At 66.9% G+C, this 14,772-nt stretch carries 14 protein-coding genes; 10 read left to right on the top strand and 4 right to left on the bottom strand.

Annotated features, from left to right (window positions below; all coding sequences use genetic code 11):
* Window positions 1–178 precede the first annotated feature (178 nt).
* Window positions 179–2,272: a sigma-54-dependent Fis family transcriptional regulator gene (locus NH14_RS16690; protein WP_052147977.1), complete on the top strand. Its 2,094-nt coding sequence runs from the start codon at window positions 179–181 to the stop codon at window positions 2,270–2,272.
* Between the two features lie 50 nt (window positions 2,273–2,322).
* Here the strand turns inward: NH14_RS16690 and NH14_RS16685 are convergent, their stop codons facing one another.
* Genes NH14_RS16685 through NH14_RS16675 form a run of 3 tightly spaced genes read right to left on the bottom strand, consistent with a single transcriptional unit; the run spans window position 2,323 to window position 4,898 of the window.
* A complete protein-coding gene (locus tag NH14_RS16685; RefSeq protein WP_052147978.1) occupies window positions 2,323–2,898 on the bottom strand; it encodes an HAD-IA family hydrolase in 576 nt (191 codons plus the stop codon).
* 43 nt (window positions 2,899–2,941) lie between these two features.
* Window positions 2,942–3,814 carry a phosphoribulokinase gene (locus NH14_RS16680; protein WP_035525442.1) on the bottom strand — a complete coding sequence of 291 codons (873 nt, stop codon included), beginning with the start codon at window positions 3,812–3,814 and terminating at the stop codon, window positions 2,942–2,944.
* Between the two features lie 10 nt (window positions 3,815–3,824).
* Window positions 3,825–4,898 (bottom strand): FIG domain-containing protein, encoded by a 1,074-nt coding sequence (locus NH14_RS16675; protein ID WP_035525445.1) that lies wholly within the window; start codon window positions 4,896–4,898, stop codon window positions 3,825–3,827.
* 246 nt (window positions 4,899–5,144) lie between these two features.
* On the opposite strand from NH14_RS16675, the gene NH14_RS16670 reads away from it, so the two are divergent.
* The 8 genes from NH14_RS16670 (at window position 5,145) to fae (ending at window position 13,180) form a co-directional block, all read left to right on the top strand.
* A complete protein-coding gene (locus tag NH14_RS16670; protein ID WP_035525699.1) occupies window positions 5,145–6,110 on the top strand; it encodes a LysR family transcriptional regulator in 966 nt (321 codons plus the stop codon).
* A 263-nt stretch (window positions 6,111–6,373) separates the two neighbouring features.
* A complete protein-coding gene (locus NH14_RS16665) occupies window positions 6,374–7,432 on the top strand; it encodes a beta-ribofuranosylaminobenzene 5'-phosphate synthase family protein (RefSeq protein WP_035525447.1) in 1,059 nt (352 codons plus the stop codon).
* Window positions 7,433–7,469: 37 nt separating this feature from the next.
* Window positions 7,470–8,399 carry an NAD(P)-dependent methylenetetrahydromethanopterin dehydrogenase gene (locus NH14_RS16660; RefSeq protein ID WP_035525449.1) on the top strand — a complete coding sequence of 310 codons (930 nt, stop codon included), beginning with the start codon at window positions 7,470–7,472 and terminating at the stop codon, window positions 8,397–8,399.
* Window positions 8,400–8,472: 73 nt separating this feature from the next.
* Window positions 8,473–9,681, top strand: coding sequence for an ATP-grasp domain-containing protein (locus tag NH14_RS16655; protein WP_035525451.1), 1,209 nt, complete (start codon window positions 8,473–8,475; stop codon window positions 9,679–9,681).
* Window positions 9,656–10,693 (top strand): methenyltetrahydromethanopterin cyclohydrolase, encoded by a 1,038-nt coding sequence (gene mch / locus NH14_RS16650; protein ID WP_052147980.1) that lies wholly within the window; start codon window positions 9,656–9,658, stop codon window positions 10,691–10,693. Before NH14_RS16655 ends, mch begins: the two co-directional genes overlap by 26 nt.
* Window position 10,694: 1 nt before the next feature.
* The gene (locus NH14_RS16645) at window positions 10,695–11,678 is read left to right on the top strand and encodes an ATP-grasp domain-containing protein (protein WP_052147981.1); all 984 of its coding nucleotides are present in this window, start codon (window positions 10,695–10,697) and stop codon (window positions 11,676–11,678) included.
* A 23-nt stretch (window positions 11,679–11,701) separates the two neighbouring features.
* The gene (locus NH14_RS16640; RefSeq protein ID WP_052148001.1) at window positions 11,702–12,655 is read left to right on the top strand and encodes a triphosphoribosyl-dephospho-CoA synthase; all 954 of its coding nucleotides are present in this window, start codon (window positions 11,702–11,704) and stop codon (window positions 12,653–12,655) included.
* Window positions 12,656–12,670: 15 nt separating this feature from the next.
* The gene (gene fae, locus NH14_RS16635; protein ID WP_035525453.1) at window positions 12,671–13,180 is read left to right on the top strand and encodes a formaldehyde-activating enzyme; all 510 of its coding nucleotides are present in this window, start codon (window positions 12,671–12,673) and stop codon (window positions 13,178–13,180) included.
* Window positions 13,181–13,306: 126 nt separating this feature from the next.
* Here fae and NH14_RS16630 read toward each other — a convergent pair whose 3' ends face one another.
* Window positions 13,307–13,831 carry a dihydroneopterin aldolase gene (locus NH14_RS16630; protein ID WP_035525455.1) on the bottom strand — a complete coding sequence of 175 codons (525 nt, stop codon included), beginning with the start codon at window positions 13,829–13,831 and terminating at the stop codon, window positions 13,307–13,309.
* Between the two features lie 295 nt (window positions 13,832–14,126).
* Between NH14_RS16630 and NH14_RS16625 the strand changes: the two genes are divergently transcribed.
* Window positions 14,127–14,762, top strand: a complete 636-nt coding sequence (locus tag NH14_RS16625; RefSeq protein ID WP_035525457.1) for a flavoprotein — start codon at window positions 14,127–14,129, stop codon at window positions 14,760–14,762.
* Window positions 14,763–14,772 lie beyond the last annotated feature (10 nt).

The raw sequence follows: 14,772 nt of genomic DNA, 5'->3' as shown, positions 1-14,772 counted from the left end.
CCGGTTCGGCCGGGTGACATGCCCCTACCCACAAGGGGGTAGCCCCATAAGGCGAATTGTCACCGGAAATTTGAGTGCAAATAATTGGACTCAGGCTGGCAGCAGCACCGCCGTTCACGAGCGATGCGCCAGCCGATGCGCCCACTATTGGCAGTCGGAGACTCCGGAGACACGTGTCATGCAGTCAACCCAATATGCCGAGGAATGCATTGAGCGGCCGGCCCGCGCGAGCGGCGTCGACGGCGTATTGCGCCAGCGGCTCGGACACTACGAGCCGGGCGCGGCCATCGTACGCTCGTGGACGCGCTGCCTGAACGACTACGGCCTCGACCCCGACGCGTGCCGCCCGCCGCCCGTGCTCACGAGCGCCGAACTCGCGCAGCGCCGCGAGCGCCTCGCCGATCTGATCGGCTGCGCGAAGCTCGAAATGACAACGCTCTATCAGCAACTGGGCGACGCCGATCTCGCGGTCGTGCTGAGCGACGCGGACGGCGTGATCCTGCATCTGGTGTCCTCGGCGAGCTTCGCGGAGCAAGTGGAAGACTGGGGCTTTTGCGTGGGCGCGGTCTGGAACGAGCGCGAGGCGGGCACCAACGGCATGGGCACCTGCCTTGCCGAAGGCGAAGCGCTCGCCGTGCGCCAGCACGAGCATTTTTTCTCACGCTATGCCGCCCTCACCTGCTCGGCCGCACCGGTATTCGACGAGCGCGGCGCGCTCGCGGGCGTGCTCGACGTGACGAGCCGCTCCCAGTTGCAACAACAACATTCACTCGTGCTCGTGGGCATGTCGCGGCAGATGATCGAAAACCGTTTACTCGACGCGCGCCACACCCAGGCGCACATGGTGCATTTTCATAGCCGCCCGGAATTCGTGAATACGCTGCATGCCGGCAAACTCACGATCGACGAGAGCGGCCTCGTGCTCGGCGCGAACCGCAGCGCGCTGTTCCAGCTTGGCTTCGGCACGCTGGCCGAGATTGCCGGCAAACGCATCACCGATCTCTTCAACGCCACGCTCGCCGACCTCGTCGCGCGCAGTGTGCAGAGCTCGTTTCACCCCGTTGCGCTGTATCGCGCCCATGCGCCGAACCGCTTCTTCGCGGTCGCGCAAGCGCCGCTCAAGCAAACCGCGGCGAACATCGGCCGGACCACAGCGCAGCCCGTCGCCGCACAAGATTCCCAAAAGCCGCACGAGAGCGAAGCGGCGGTGCCGCGACGCGCCCCCGCACGCCACCCCGGTCGCGCATCGTGCGGCCCGCGCGTGGAGTTTGGCGACGCGCATCTCGCGAGCCAGTTGCGCCTTGGCGAACGCGTGATCGATCGCGGCATCGCCGTGCTCGTGCGCGGCGAGACGGGCTCCGGCAAGGACGTCTTCGCCAACGCGCTGCACGCGGCCAGCGCACGCCGCGATGGGCCGTTCGTCGCGATCAACTGTGCATCGTTGCCCGAGCATCTGATCGAGAGCGAATTGTTTGGCTATCGCGCGGGCGCGTTCACGGGCGCGCAGCGCGAGGGACGGCGCGGCAAGGTCCTGCAGGCCAACGGCGGCACGCTCTTTCTCGACGAGATCGGCGACATGCCGCTCGCCCTGCAGGCGCGGCTGCTGCGCGTGCTCGAAGAGCGCGAAGTGACGCCGCTGGGCTCCGAGTCCGCCATCAAGGTCGATTTCCAGCTCATCAGCGCGAGCCATCGCGACCTTGCCGCGCTTGTTGCCAGCGGGCAGTTTCGCGAAGACCTCTATTACCGGCTGAACGGCGTGGCGGTGAGCGTGCCGCCGCTGCGCGATCGCGAAGACAAGCTCGAATTGATCCTTCATCTGCTTGAGCAGGATAACGAAGTACCGCCGATGCTGGGCCGGGACGCCCGGCGGATCCTGCTTGCGAGCGCGTGGCCCGGCAACGTGCGCCAACTGCGCAATGTGCTTCGCACCGCCGCCGCGCTGTGCGAGGGGCCGGAGCTGACCGCCGCGCATCTGCCCGCGGAGCTGGTGAGGGGGGCGTCGCTGCCCGCCATGCAGAGGGGCGATGCAAGCGGGTATGCAAGCGGTTACGCGCCGCTTGCCACGGCATCGGATTGCGACGGGAACATCGACCAGAGCGACGACGGCGATGAAGGCTGCGAGCCGCTCAACGCCATCTTGCAGGCGGAGCGCGATGCGCTCATGGGGTTGCTGGACACGCATCGCTGGAATGTCAGCGAAGTCGCCAATGCGCTGGGTGTCACGCGCAACACCTTGTACCGGAAAATGCGGCGCGTCCGCATCAAGCGATGATGTGGCGTTTCCTTGTATTCGTATCGGACTACAAGGAAACGCGACAAAACTCAGATATACAACCCGGCCCAATCATCATGCCGATAGCCGGCCTGCACCACGCGCCTGGTGCGTTTGGCCTGCTGCGGACTCCCAATCAACTCCAGCAACTCGCCAAGCGAATCGATCACTCGCAGGCAAGGCAAATCTGCCTGCTCGCCGCCACCAGAACGAGCCGCCCCCTCCGCATAGCTCACCCGGATCATCTGCATCCCGGCGGCCTGCGCGGCCAGCGCATCGTTTGTGGAATCGCCCACATATAGCGCATGAGCAGGCTGTACCGCCAGCGCCTCGCAGGCATGCAACAGCGGCGCCGGATGCGGTTTGCGCTGCGTGACGGCGCAGCCATCCACGACAATATCGAACCACATCGACAAACCAAATTGCTGCAACATGGGCTCGACCGCCTCCATCGCCTTGTCGGTCACGACGCCTAGCTTCAGTCCCATCCGCCGCAAGCCATCCAGCGCGACCTCGACATCGGGAAAAAGCTCGGCGAAATGGCCGCCGATGCGCTTGCCGTGCAAGGTGCTGGCAAGATCGAAAAGGACAGCGTCGATGGGCAGTTTGCGCGACATGACTTGCATGAAAGTCTCCTGTTGTTAGGCGCGCCGTCAGTCCCTTAGGCCCTCAGGCCGCGCGTTGTTGCCGATCGATCATCTTGAGGATCATCGGCGTAAAGATCAGTTGCATCGCGAGCCCCATCTTGCCGCCCGGCACCACAATCACGTTGGGCCGGCTCATGAACGAGTCCTGCAGCATCGTCAGCAGATAGGGAAAATCGATCCCCCGCGGATTGGCGAAGCGGATCACCACAAAGCTTTCGTCGGCGCTCGGAATATCGCGCGCCGTGAACGGATTGGACGTATCCACGGTCGGCACACGCTGAAAATTCACATGCGTGCGGCTGAACTGCGGACAGATGTAATGCGCGTAGTCGGGCATGCGGCGCAGGATGGTGTCCATCACCGCTTCCTGCGAGTAGCCGCGCAACGTCTTGTCGCGATGCAGCTTCTGGATCCACTCGAGATTGATGATGGGCACCACGCCCACGAGCAGATCCGTGTGCTGCGCAACGTCGATGCCGTGGCCCACGAAGCCGCCATGCAGCCCTTCGTAAAAGAGCAAGTCGGTGTCCGGCTCGACGTCGGTCCACGCGGTGAACTTGCCCGGCTCCACGTCGTATTCCAGCGCTTCGGCTTCGTCGTGGATGTATTTACGCACGCGCCCCCGGCCGGTTGCGCCGTATTGTCTGAACAGTTCCTCCAGCCGGTCCAGCACGTTCGCGTCGGGACCGAAGTGGCTGAATTGCTTGCGCTGCTCCTCCGCCTCCTTCATCGCGATGTGCATACCCTCGCGATCGTGACGGTGGAACGCATCGCCCTCCACGATCTGCGCTTTGAGCTTCTCGCGCCGGAAAATGTGCTGAAAGCTGTTCATCACCGTGGTCGTGCCCGCGCCGCTCGAACCAGTGACCGCCACGATCGGATGTTTGATCGACATGATTTCTCGCTCAGGCGCAGGCTTCGGGCCGGAACAGCGAACGCTCGTTAAAGAGCGGCGAATCGAACGGCCGGTCCACGCCGCGCTCGTACTCGCCGTAGTAGCGCTCTATCCGCGCGACTTCGCGCGTCGTTCCAAGCACGACGCCCGTGCGCGCGTCGAGTGCGCGGGGCTGCAGATCGAGCACGCGCTCGCGGCCGGTGCTGGCCGCGCCGCCCGCCTGCTCGATCAGCCACGCGAGCGGCTGTGCCGCGTGCACGAGGTCCAGACCGCTCGCATCCTGCACGTCGCGCAACTCGCGCGGCACGATGCTCACCCCCCCGCGCATCAGGACGCGATGCAGATCGGCAACCGCGCAGCCGCCATTGCGCAGGCTGAAGTCGCGCTCGCGCACACCCGCGCTGCCCGCCCGGCATTCGCGCACATAGCGCAGCACCGGCGGCTCCCAGGCATGCTCGCGCGCGCCGTCGATCGCGACTTCGACGCCCTCGTCCGGCACGCGCATCGCGTGATGCGTGAGCACGAACGTGCCGCTCGCGCGATCGAGCGTGAAGCCGTGGGTGCCGCGTCCGAGTGTCAGGACGAGCAGCGTCGAAGGACCGTAGAGCGCGTGGGCCGCCGCGCGCATGGCATCGCCGCCGCGCCGCCAGCCGGACTCGCGCGCGTCCTTGTCCATCGCTTCGCATGCGCTCTCGCGCACCGAAAAAATGCTGCCCGCCACGCCGTTTTCGGCGATTTGCGCGGCCCCGTCGAGCGCTTCGAAGGTCAGCAGATACCCACTGCGCGCGCTTGCCGCCGGTGCCGACGTGGACCATGAGCCGTTCGATCCCGCCGCTGAATAGCCCGCGACGCACACGCTGCGCTCGCACAGCGCCATCATCAATTCGCGCGCCCCCGCCTGGACACCAGCGCCTGCGCCCGCACTGCCATCGAGCATGACCCGCTCGATCATCGCCGCGATGGCTCGTACCGCAAGCGCGATCTCGCCGATTACGCCACGCAGGCGGTATGCGCGGGCTGCGTCGTGTTCGCCGTCCAGTGCGCGTGCAAGGAAGTCGTCGAGCGTCATGTATCGGGATGGCATGGTCGCCTCATTGCAGGAGTTCAGAAAGCTTCGCGCCACGCGAAGTACGCGGCGCGCACAAATACAGGCAGCACGAGCAAGATGCCTGCCAACCGCCGCGACTCTTTCCGGAACACGGCTCAACGATAAAGCGCTGATCGAATCAGCGAAATTCAGATATTCTTAGTCATCCTATAAGGGATCCCTTACCTGTTTGTGCGCGCCATTCGGCATCCTGTTCCGGCGCTTCTTCGTATGGTCTCCGTCATGCTCAACTTCGTTCGCACGCTCACGCTGCGCCAGTTGCAGATCTTTGCCGCCGCTGCGAAGCACGTGAGCTTCGTGCGCGCGGCGCAGGAGCTTCATCTCACGCAGCCGGCCGTCTCCATGCAGATCAAGCAGCTCGAAGAAGCCGTTGGCCTGCCGCTTTTCGAGCGCATCGCGCGCCGCATCGTGCTGACCGAAGCCGGTGCCACGCTCGCGCATTACGCGCAGCGAATCCTCGGCGAGGTGAAGGACGCTCAGGATGCGCTGCAGTCGCTCTCGCTCGCGGACAGCGGCGCGATCTCGGTGGGTCTCGTGAGCACCGCGCGCTATTTCGTGCCGCAACTGATCGCGCGCTACTGCGCCCAGTTTCCGAAGGTGGAAGTGCGCTTCACGATCGCCCCGCGCGAGCCGCTGTTGCGCATGCTGCAGGACAACGCCATCGACCTCGCGGTGATGGGCCGCCCGCCGCGCGATCTCGACGCCATCGCCGAGCCGCTCGCCTATAACCCGCAGGTGATCGTCGCGGCGCGCGATCACGCGTTCGCGGCGGTGCGGCGCATCGACGTGCAGGAACTGCGCCACGAGACCTTCCTCATGCGCGAGCCGGGCTCGGGCACGCGCACCGTCGTCGAGCAAATGTTCAAGCATCATCTCTTCACGCCCGCGAAGGTCGTCACGCTCGACAGCAACGAGACCATCAAACAGGCCGTCATGGCGGGCATGGGCATCAGCCTGCTTTCGCTGCACACGCTGCGGCTCGAATTGCGCACGCGCGAGATCGCGCTGCTCGACGTGTGCGGCACGCCGATCGACCGCGCCTGGCAAATCGTGCATCTGAACGCGCGGCAACTCTCGCCAACCTGTCAATCGTTCCGCCGCTTCGTACTGGAAAACACCGAGACGTATCTCGCCGGCGAATACGTGGATCTGCCCACTCACCCCGTGCGTATCCGCCAGGGCGAGTGACACACTGTCACCGATACGGCGCACGCGCGTGTTCGCGCAGCGCGCCGCTTCCAGTGCTTGTGCGTCAGGGCGCGCTCGATACACTTGGTCTGCGCAGGCGCTTGAGCCGATCCGCGCGCACAGGCGGCCCATACGTGGCCCCGCGGTCGGACCACACCAAGCCCACATCGGGCACACACCAGGCCCACACCAGGCCCGTATGGCACGACGCTTGCATGAGTCGGCGGACCAGGCCGTCCGCTCACCGATGCGAGGAAGCGCTCATGACGCAATACGCCACGACGCAATACCCCACGAAAGCCGCAAGTGCCGTCACCGTGAATGCACCCGGTCGACTGCATCTCGGCTTTCTCGATCCGGGCGCGTCGCTCGGCCGTCGCTTCGGCAGTCTCGGCCTCGTGATCGACGGCATCAGCACGACGCTCGAGATGCGGCTCGCCAGCGGCCACCACCCTGTCAATGGCAACGACAGCAACGAAAGCAATGGCGATCATTACGCCGCTCCGCCCTATGCGAGCGAGGAGCTGCCGCGCCTGCGCGCGCATATGGAGGCGCTCAAGCGCCTGAGCGGCCGGCGCGAGCCGCTAGACGTGCGCTTGCGTCACGTACTGCCCGTTCATGCGGGGCTCGGCTCCGGCACGCAGCTCGCGCTGTGCGCCGGTCACGCGTTCGCGCGGCTGCATCGGCTCGAACTCGACGCCACGCAACTTGCGCTCGCACTCGCGCGCGGCGCGCGCTCGGGCGTTGGCGTGGCGGGCTTCGAGCAAGGCGGGCTGATTCTCGACGGCGGCCCGCGCTCGGCGACGGAGCTACCGCCCGTGCTTTCGCGCCTGCCGTTTCCCGACGAATGGCGCGTGCTGCTCGTGCTGGACGACGCGCGCAGCGGCTTGTCCGGCCCTGCCGAACGCAAGGCGATGGCCGCGTTGCCGCCGTTTCCGCAGGAGCTGGCCGCGCACGCGTGCCACCTCGCGCTGATGCAGATCCTGCCGGCCGCCGCGGAGCACGACTTCGCGCCGTTCGCGCGCGGCGTGAGCGAGCTGCAGGAGCGCATCGGCCGCTATTTCGCGCCGTCGCAAGGCGGCATCTATACGAGTGCGGCGGTCGCGCGCGTGCTCGACTGGATTGGCGCGCGACATCGCGCCGGCATCGGGCAAAGCTCGTGGGGGCCCACGGGCTTCGCGATCATGGCCTCGCACGACGAAGCCGCGAACGCCGTGGCAGCGGCGCGCGCGGCCGGCGTGGTCGGTCCCACGCTGCGGCTCGAAATCGTCAAGGGGCGCAACGCGGGCGCGACCATCATTCATGCGCCTGGCAATGCCTGACGCCCTCCCTCAACCTCTCTTGCACATCCGACAAACGATGGAACGTCCCTTCATTCTCCATATGTTCACGCCGACCCGGCAGATGAGCCCATTCGACGTGAACATGGCCGTCGATGCGGGATACCAGGTCGTCGTGCCTTACGCCGACGTCGGCATCGATAACGTCGCGGCCCTCACCCAGGACGCAATCTTTTCGCGTGGCCCCAAGGGCGTGGCGCGCACCGGCCTCTTCATTGGCGGACGCGACGTCGTGCTGGCCGCCGACATGCTCAAGCGCGCGCGCGAAGCGATGGTGCCTCCTTTCGAGGTCTCGGTATTCGCCGACCCGAGCGGCGCCTATACGACAGCGGCCGCGCTGGTCGCAAGCGTCGAATGGCATCTGCGGCGCGCGCACGGTGAAGCGCTCGAAGGCAAGCGCGTGGTCGTGCTGGGCGGCACGGGCCCCGTAGGCGTGATCGCGGGCGTGCTGGCCGCGCGCGCGGGCGCGCACGTCTCGATTGCCAGCAGCCGAGGTCTCGAAGCCGCACAGGCCGCCAGCGGCCGCATCAATACGCGCTTCGACGTGCAGACGCGCGGCGCCGATGCCCAGATCACCGAAGCGCTCGACACCACGCTCGCGCGCGCCGAGCTGGTGTTCGCAACCGCAGCCGCCGGCGTGCAGGTGATGAACACGCGCCAGGTCGATCAGGCATCCCAACTACTCGTGGCCGCCGACGTGAATGCGGTGCCGCCAGCCGGCATCGACGGCGTGGGCGTGGCCGACGACGGCAAGCCGTTCGGGATGCACCGTGCGCTCGGCATTGGCGCGCTGGCGATCGGCAACGTCAAATACCAGGTGCAGCGGCGTCTGTTCGAACGCATGCTCGCGACCGCAAAGCCGGTCTATCTCGGCTTCGAGGAGGCCTTCTCGCTCGCGCGTGAGGTTGTGGCCGAGGGTGAAGCCAAGAGCGAAGTTCAGGCAGCGTGAGCCAGTCAAAAACCGCGATGCGCTACGCGAAGCCCACCCATTACCGCAGCTGCCGACCCAACGAGGCACGATCATGACCCAGCCAGCCATCGTCGTGGCCGGCCTCTCCGCGCGCATGCTCGCGGAGTCGGCGCATCGCGCGGGCTGGCGCGTCATCGCGCTCGACCTGTTCGGCGACAGCGACACGCGTCGCGCAGCGCAACGCTGGCATCCGGTCGGTCATGCTGCGAGCCTCTCGCTCGATCCGGCGCGCACGCGCGCGGCGCTCGAGCGCGCGCGCGTCGAGCGCGGCGTGATGGGCTGGATCGCGGGCAGCGGCTTCGAGGCCTGCCCGGCACTGCTGCGTACGCCCATTGCGGGTTTGCCGCTCATCGGCAACGCGGCGCCGGCCTATGACGCCGTGCGTACGCCAACGCGTTTTTTTGCCATGTTGAGCGAGCATGGCATTGCCTTCCCCGAAACGCGGATGGAGCCTCCGCCCGACGCGAGCGGCTGGTTACGCAAAGAAGCCTCGGGTACGGGCGGCCAGCATATTCGCCTTGCGGATTCAGTCGACGGCTCTGGCCATGACATGCGCGGCGGCGTCTATTACCAGCGGCTTTGCGAAGGCCGCCCGATGTCGTCGCTCTTTCTCGCCGATGGACGTCGCGCGACAGTGCTCGGCATCAACGAGCAACTCGTCGCGCGGCATGGGGAACATCCGTTCGCCTGGCGCGGCGCGATCGGCCCCGTGCAGGTGGGCACCCGCCTCGCGGACGCGGTGCGCCACGCCGTGCAGACGATCGTCGCGGCGAGCGGGCTCGTCGGCCTCAACAGCCTCGATTTCCTGAGCGACGGCGAACGTTGCATCGTCCTCGAAGTCAACGCGCGCCCGTCGGCCACGATGGCGCTCTACGACTGCGATCCTCATACTCCGCATACCTCGCTGCTCGCGCGTCACCTGCGTGCCTGCCAGGGCGAAGCCCTCACAGCAATCGAAGCCGAAGAGGAACAAGGCGCAACCACGCGTGCGCCGCCCGTGCGCGGCCAACTGGTCGTGTTTGCGCAGGACGCTCACATCGTCGCCCCCGCATTCGAAGATCAGGCGCGGCGGCTCGGCTGGTGTCACGACATTCCCGTCGCCGGCAGCGCGATTGCCGCCGGCACGCCGCTTTGCACCGTCTCGGCGACCTGCGCGCCGGGCACATCCGCGGATGCGGTGCGCGCCGCGCTCGCCGCCCGCGCCGCCGCCATCGAACCCTTGCTGAAGGTGTCCCATGAATGCTCATTCGCCTATCGCTGAATCGGTTGCGTCAGCAACTACATCCGCATTGCTCAGCGTCAACGCACTCGCGCAGCCCCTGCTCGCCGCGCTCCTTGAACAGCAGGCGGAGCTAGGCATCGCCGCGCGACGCGACCCGCGCGGCGTGCTGATCGTCGATGCCGGCATCGAAGCGCCCGGCAGCGTGGCCGCCGGCGCTGCAATCGCCGCGATCTGCATGGGCGGGCTTGGCACCGTGCGCGTGCGCGCGAACGGCGGCGCCGGCGCGCGCGAAGAATGGCCCACCGTGGTCGAGATTGCGAGCGCGCAGCCCGTGCTCGCCTGCCTCGCGAGCCAGTACGCGGGCTGGAGCCTTTCCGCCTCGAAAGAGGAGACCGGCGGCAAGAAGTTCTTCGCGCTCGGCTCGGGACCGGCGCGCTCGCTCGCCTGCAAGGAGCCGCTTTACGAGGAACTCGGTTATCGCGACGTCTCGAAGCGCGGTTGCCTCGTGCTGGAGGTGGACCGCGCCCCGCCCGAAGTGGTCATCGACAAGATCCTGCGCGATTGCGCGCTGGAGGCGCACGAGCTCACGCTGATCCTCACACCCACCGCCAGCCGCGCGGGCACCACGCAAGTGGTCGCCCGCGCGCTCGAAGTGGCGCTGCACAAGGCGCATGTGCTGGGCTTCGCGCTCGGGGACATCGTGGAGGGCAGCGCGAGCGCCCCGCTGCCGCCCCCCGCGCGCGAAGCGATCGAGGCGATGGGCCGTACCAACGATGCGATTCTTTACGGCGGACGCGTTCACCTTACCGTCAACGGCAACGACGACGCTGCGCGAGATCTCGCGCAGCGCCTGCCGTCGTCGGCCTCGCGCGACTTTGGCCGCTCGTTCGCCGAGATCTTCACCGAGTACGACTACGACTTCTACAAGATCGACCCGGCCCTCTTCGCGCCTGCCGAGGTCTGGGTCAGCAGTCTCGCGACTGGCCGCACCTGGCACGCTGGCGCGACGCGCTTCGACCTGCTTCATCCGCTGTGGCTCGGCGAGGCCTGACATGAGCGCGAACGCGATCGCAAGCGCGAACACTAGCGCGAGCCCCAGCGGACCGCGCGTCGCCATCATGACCGACGAGACCGGCTGGCACACCTCGCGCCTGAAGCGCGCGCTTCGCGAGCGCGGCGCCCAGGGCCGCTGCGTGGACCTCGCCGACTGCCGCATCGACACCACCTGGGCCGCGCACGGCCTCGTGATTCCGGGCTACGGCCGCGGCCTGCCCGATGCCGTGATCGTGCGCGGCATCGCGGGCGGCACCTTCGAGCAGGTGACCGTGCGCCTTGGCATCCTCCATGCGCTGCGCGAACTGGGCGTACCGGTCTACAACGACGCCCGCGCGATCGAGCGCAGCGTCGACAAGTCGATGACGTCGTTCCTGCTCCATCGCGCCGGCATCCCCACGCCGCCCGCGTGGGCCGGGGAGTCGGTGCCGCACGCGCGCCGCATCGTGATGCGCGAGGCGGCGGCGGGCCGCGAGGTCGTGCTCAAGCCGCTGTTCGGCTCGCAAGGCAAGGGGCTCGTGCGCCTTGGCGGAGGCGAAAGCGGCTGCGCGGCGCTGCCTGCGTTGCGGGCCTATGGCGGGCTCGCGTATATGCAGCGCTTCGTTGCGCCAGTCTCCACGCCCGGCTTCGACTGGCGCGTGCTGGTGGTGGGCGGCAAGGCGGTCACGGCCATGCGTCGCGTGAGCGAGCACTGGGTCCACAACGTCGCGCAAGGCGGACGCTGCGAAACCCAGCCGCTTACGCCCGAACTCGCGCAGCTCGCCGAGCGCGCGAGCGCCGCGCTCGGGCTCGACTATGCCGGCATCGATCTGGTGCCTTGCGGCGCCACCGACGGCGGTGCCCAGGTCATCGAAGTCAATGGCGTGGCCGCATGGCGCGGTTTGCAGTCCGTAACATCGTTCGACATCGCGGGCTGTATCGTCGACGACTTGCTCACGCGCAGGCTCGGGTACGTGTACACGCCGCGCGAGGCGGTTGCATGAACGCGCGGCCGGATCATCAGTTCATGCCCACAGCTACGACAGCTACGACAGCCACGACAGCGGCGGCGATTAAAGCCGCGTTTCTGTGGGCCTGCGAGCAGGACGTCGTGTGCGCGAAGCCCGGCAATGTCAGCATCGCCTCCGCCGGGCACGGCATGAACGCGGAACATTTTCTCGCCAGCGCGCGAGCGGCCTGCGCGCCGCTCACGCGCGATGGCGCTTCGGTGGGCGCGCGCATCGAGGCGGCCATTGCCGGCACGCGTGCCGTGGCCGGGTGCAACACCAATCTCGGCATCGTGCTGCTTTGCGCGCCGCTTGCTGCCGCATTCGAACGTGCATTCGAACGCGCATTCGAAGACGCATTCGAAGCCGATCCGCCGTCGGCCTCGTTGTCCGCCTGCGCCGCATCATTGCAACAGGTCCTGCATGCGTTGAGCGTGGAGGACGCCTGTGCCGCCTATCGCGCGATCGCACTCGCAAATCCGGGCGGCCTCGGCGAGGCGGACAGCCAGAGCGTCGGCACGACACCGACGGTCGATCTGCGCGCCGCGATGACGCTTGCCGCCGATCGCGACAGCATCGCGCGCCAGTACGCCGAAGACTTCCGCGACGTGCTGGGCTTCGGCCTCGCCACGTTTCGCGCGGCCTGCGCTGCGCGGGCCGCTTCGCCCACGCCGCTCGCCGATGCGGTGCTGCTTACCTGGTTCGGCTTCCTCGCGCGCTGGCCCGATTCGCACATCGCACGCAAGCACGGCAACGCCTGCGCACAGCGCATTTCGGACGAAGCGGCGGCGTGGCTCGCGCAGGGCGAGGCACGCCTTTGCGCACCGGGCGCGCTCGACAACTGGGACGCCGCGCTCAAGGCCGGCGGGATCAATCCGGGCACGAGCGCGGACCTCACGGTCGCCACGCTCTTCGCGGCCGCCTGCCTCGATACCGCTTTGGTTGCACACACACCGATATTTTCACTGGACTAACCGGAGACAAACCCCATGGCAAAGATAGATCGCGTGCTTGTTGGCGAATCGCTTGTTGGCGAAGGCAACGAAGTCGCGCACATCGACCTGATCGTCGGCCCGCGCGGCTCGGCGGCGGAAAGCGCCTTCTGCAATGCGCTCACCAACAACAAGGACGGCTTCACCTCGCTGCTCGCCGTGGTCGCGCCCAACCTGCTCGCCAAGCCCAACACGGTGCTGTTCAACAAGGTGACGATCAAGGGCGCGAAGCAGGCCGTGCAGATGTTCGGCCCGGCCCAGCGCGCGGTGGCGCTCGCGGTCGCGGACAGCGTGGAAGACGGCACGATTCCCGCCGATGAAGCCGACGACGTCTTTATCAGCGTGGGCGTGTTCATTCACTGGCAGGCCGAGGACGACCAGAAGATCCAGGACTACAACTATCGCGCCACACGCGAGGCGCTCAAGCGCGCAGTGGAGCGCGAACCGCGCGCGGCCGAGGTGGTGCGCCGCAAGGGCGAAGCGAAGCATCCGTTTGCCGCCAGCTGAGCGGCACGCGAACAACTAAAGCGCACAACCAAGGCGCTCAACCAAGGCGCTCAACGCACCGGCCGCACCCGGCATATCACGCACGCGGCGCCGGACGGGTCTCAGCAAGCCCGTCCGGCCGCCCGTTCAAAACGTCCCTTCCGGCGGAAACATGCCGGCGCCGAGCAACGCCAGCGCCACGCCCTCGCGCTTGTGCACGGGCGCCACGCTCGCGCGGCGCCGCTCGATCGTCACGCCCACCGCCTTCACGTTCGCGAATTTGTTCGGCTTCACGAGCGCGACCCGCACCCAGTGCGCGCCGAAGTCGACCAGCAGCATCTGCGCAATCACTTCTGCCAGCGCCTCGAGCAGTTGCACGCCATGATTCGACAACAAAGCCTGCAACGCACCGTGGACTTTTCCATAGTCGATGGTGTCGTGAATCGCGTCGGTATCGCACGCGCGGCTGCGCGGTAGACCGGCCCAAAGATCGATCTGCACCGGTTGCGGGTCGTGCAGTTCCTCCGGGTCGATGCCTATCACCGTCTCGCCGGTAAAACCCTCGATAAAGATGAGGTCCATCGGTTGCGCGCCCTCGCCTTCAATCTGGCGCGCCGTGCTGACTGCCTGCCTCGCGGGCCGGTCGAACATGCTGGTGTCGATTGCGTTCATGCTTGCTCCTCTCGCTTGTCCTGGATGGGTCGGCCCGATCTCATGCAAGAACCGTCCCAGGCACGAATGTCGCAAGTAGAACCCGCGTAATGCTCGACGGCAGGTCCATGGCAGCGCGACAGTGCAGCAAAAACGCGGTTCCGGCGTGGCAAAGCGCATCTGGCGGGCCGCGCGCCCGGTGACACTGTGTATCGCAAACTGCGCAGGCTGCCTGTGCATCCAACAGCACATGTGGATACGGCGCACGAGCATGGCATCACCCCGACAACAACCCGATAGCAACAGCAGGCAAACAATGACCCGAGCGCACCCATCGAACCAGGCGCACCCAAGCCACGAAGGCCAGGACGACACGGCGCTAGCGCGGCCGCGCCTTGCGTGGGCCATCACCGGATCGGGGCATTGCCTCGAAGAATCGCTCGCGCTTGCCGCCGAGATGCCGAACGTCGACCTGTTTCTCTCACGCGCCGCCGAGGAAGTGCTGCCGCTCTACAAGATCGGCATCGCGCAGTTGAAGGCGCGCTTTCGCGTGTTCCGCGACAACAGTGCGAGCGCCGTGCCGGTGGGCATGTTCTACGAAGCCGGTCTCTATCACACGCTCGTGATCGCCCCGGCCACCAGCAACACGGTGGCGAAATGCGCGTTCGGCATCTCGGACACACTGCCGACCAACCTGTTCGCGCAGGCCGGCAAGCTCGGCATTCCCGGCATCATCTTTGCATGCGACACGGAACCGGTCGTGGTCACGAAAAGCCCGCTGGACTGGGTCGAACTAAGGCCACGCAACATCGAGCTGCAGAACGTCGAGCGTCTGCGCCAGATCGATCACTGCGTGGTGGCCGATTCGATCGACGCGCTACGCGCGGCGCTGGACACGCGTTACCGAACGCTCGGCCTGCTTGCGGCCGAGCCTGATCAAGCCGGTCGATAGACGATCAAGA

Source organism: Paraburkholderia sacchari (assembly GCF_000785435.2).
GTDB lineage: Bacteria > Pseudomonadota > Gammaproteobacteria > Burkholderiales > Burkholderiaceae > Paraburkholderia > Paraburkholderia sacchari.
Note: the sequence above shows the minus strand (reverse complement) of the source record. Positions and strands in the feature narration are given on the sequence as shown.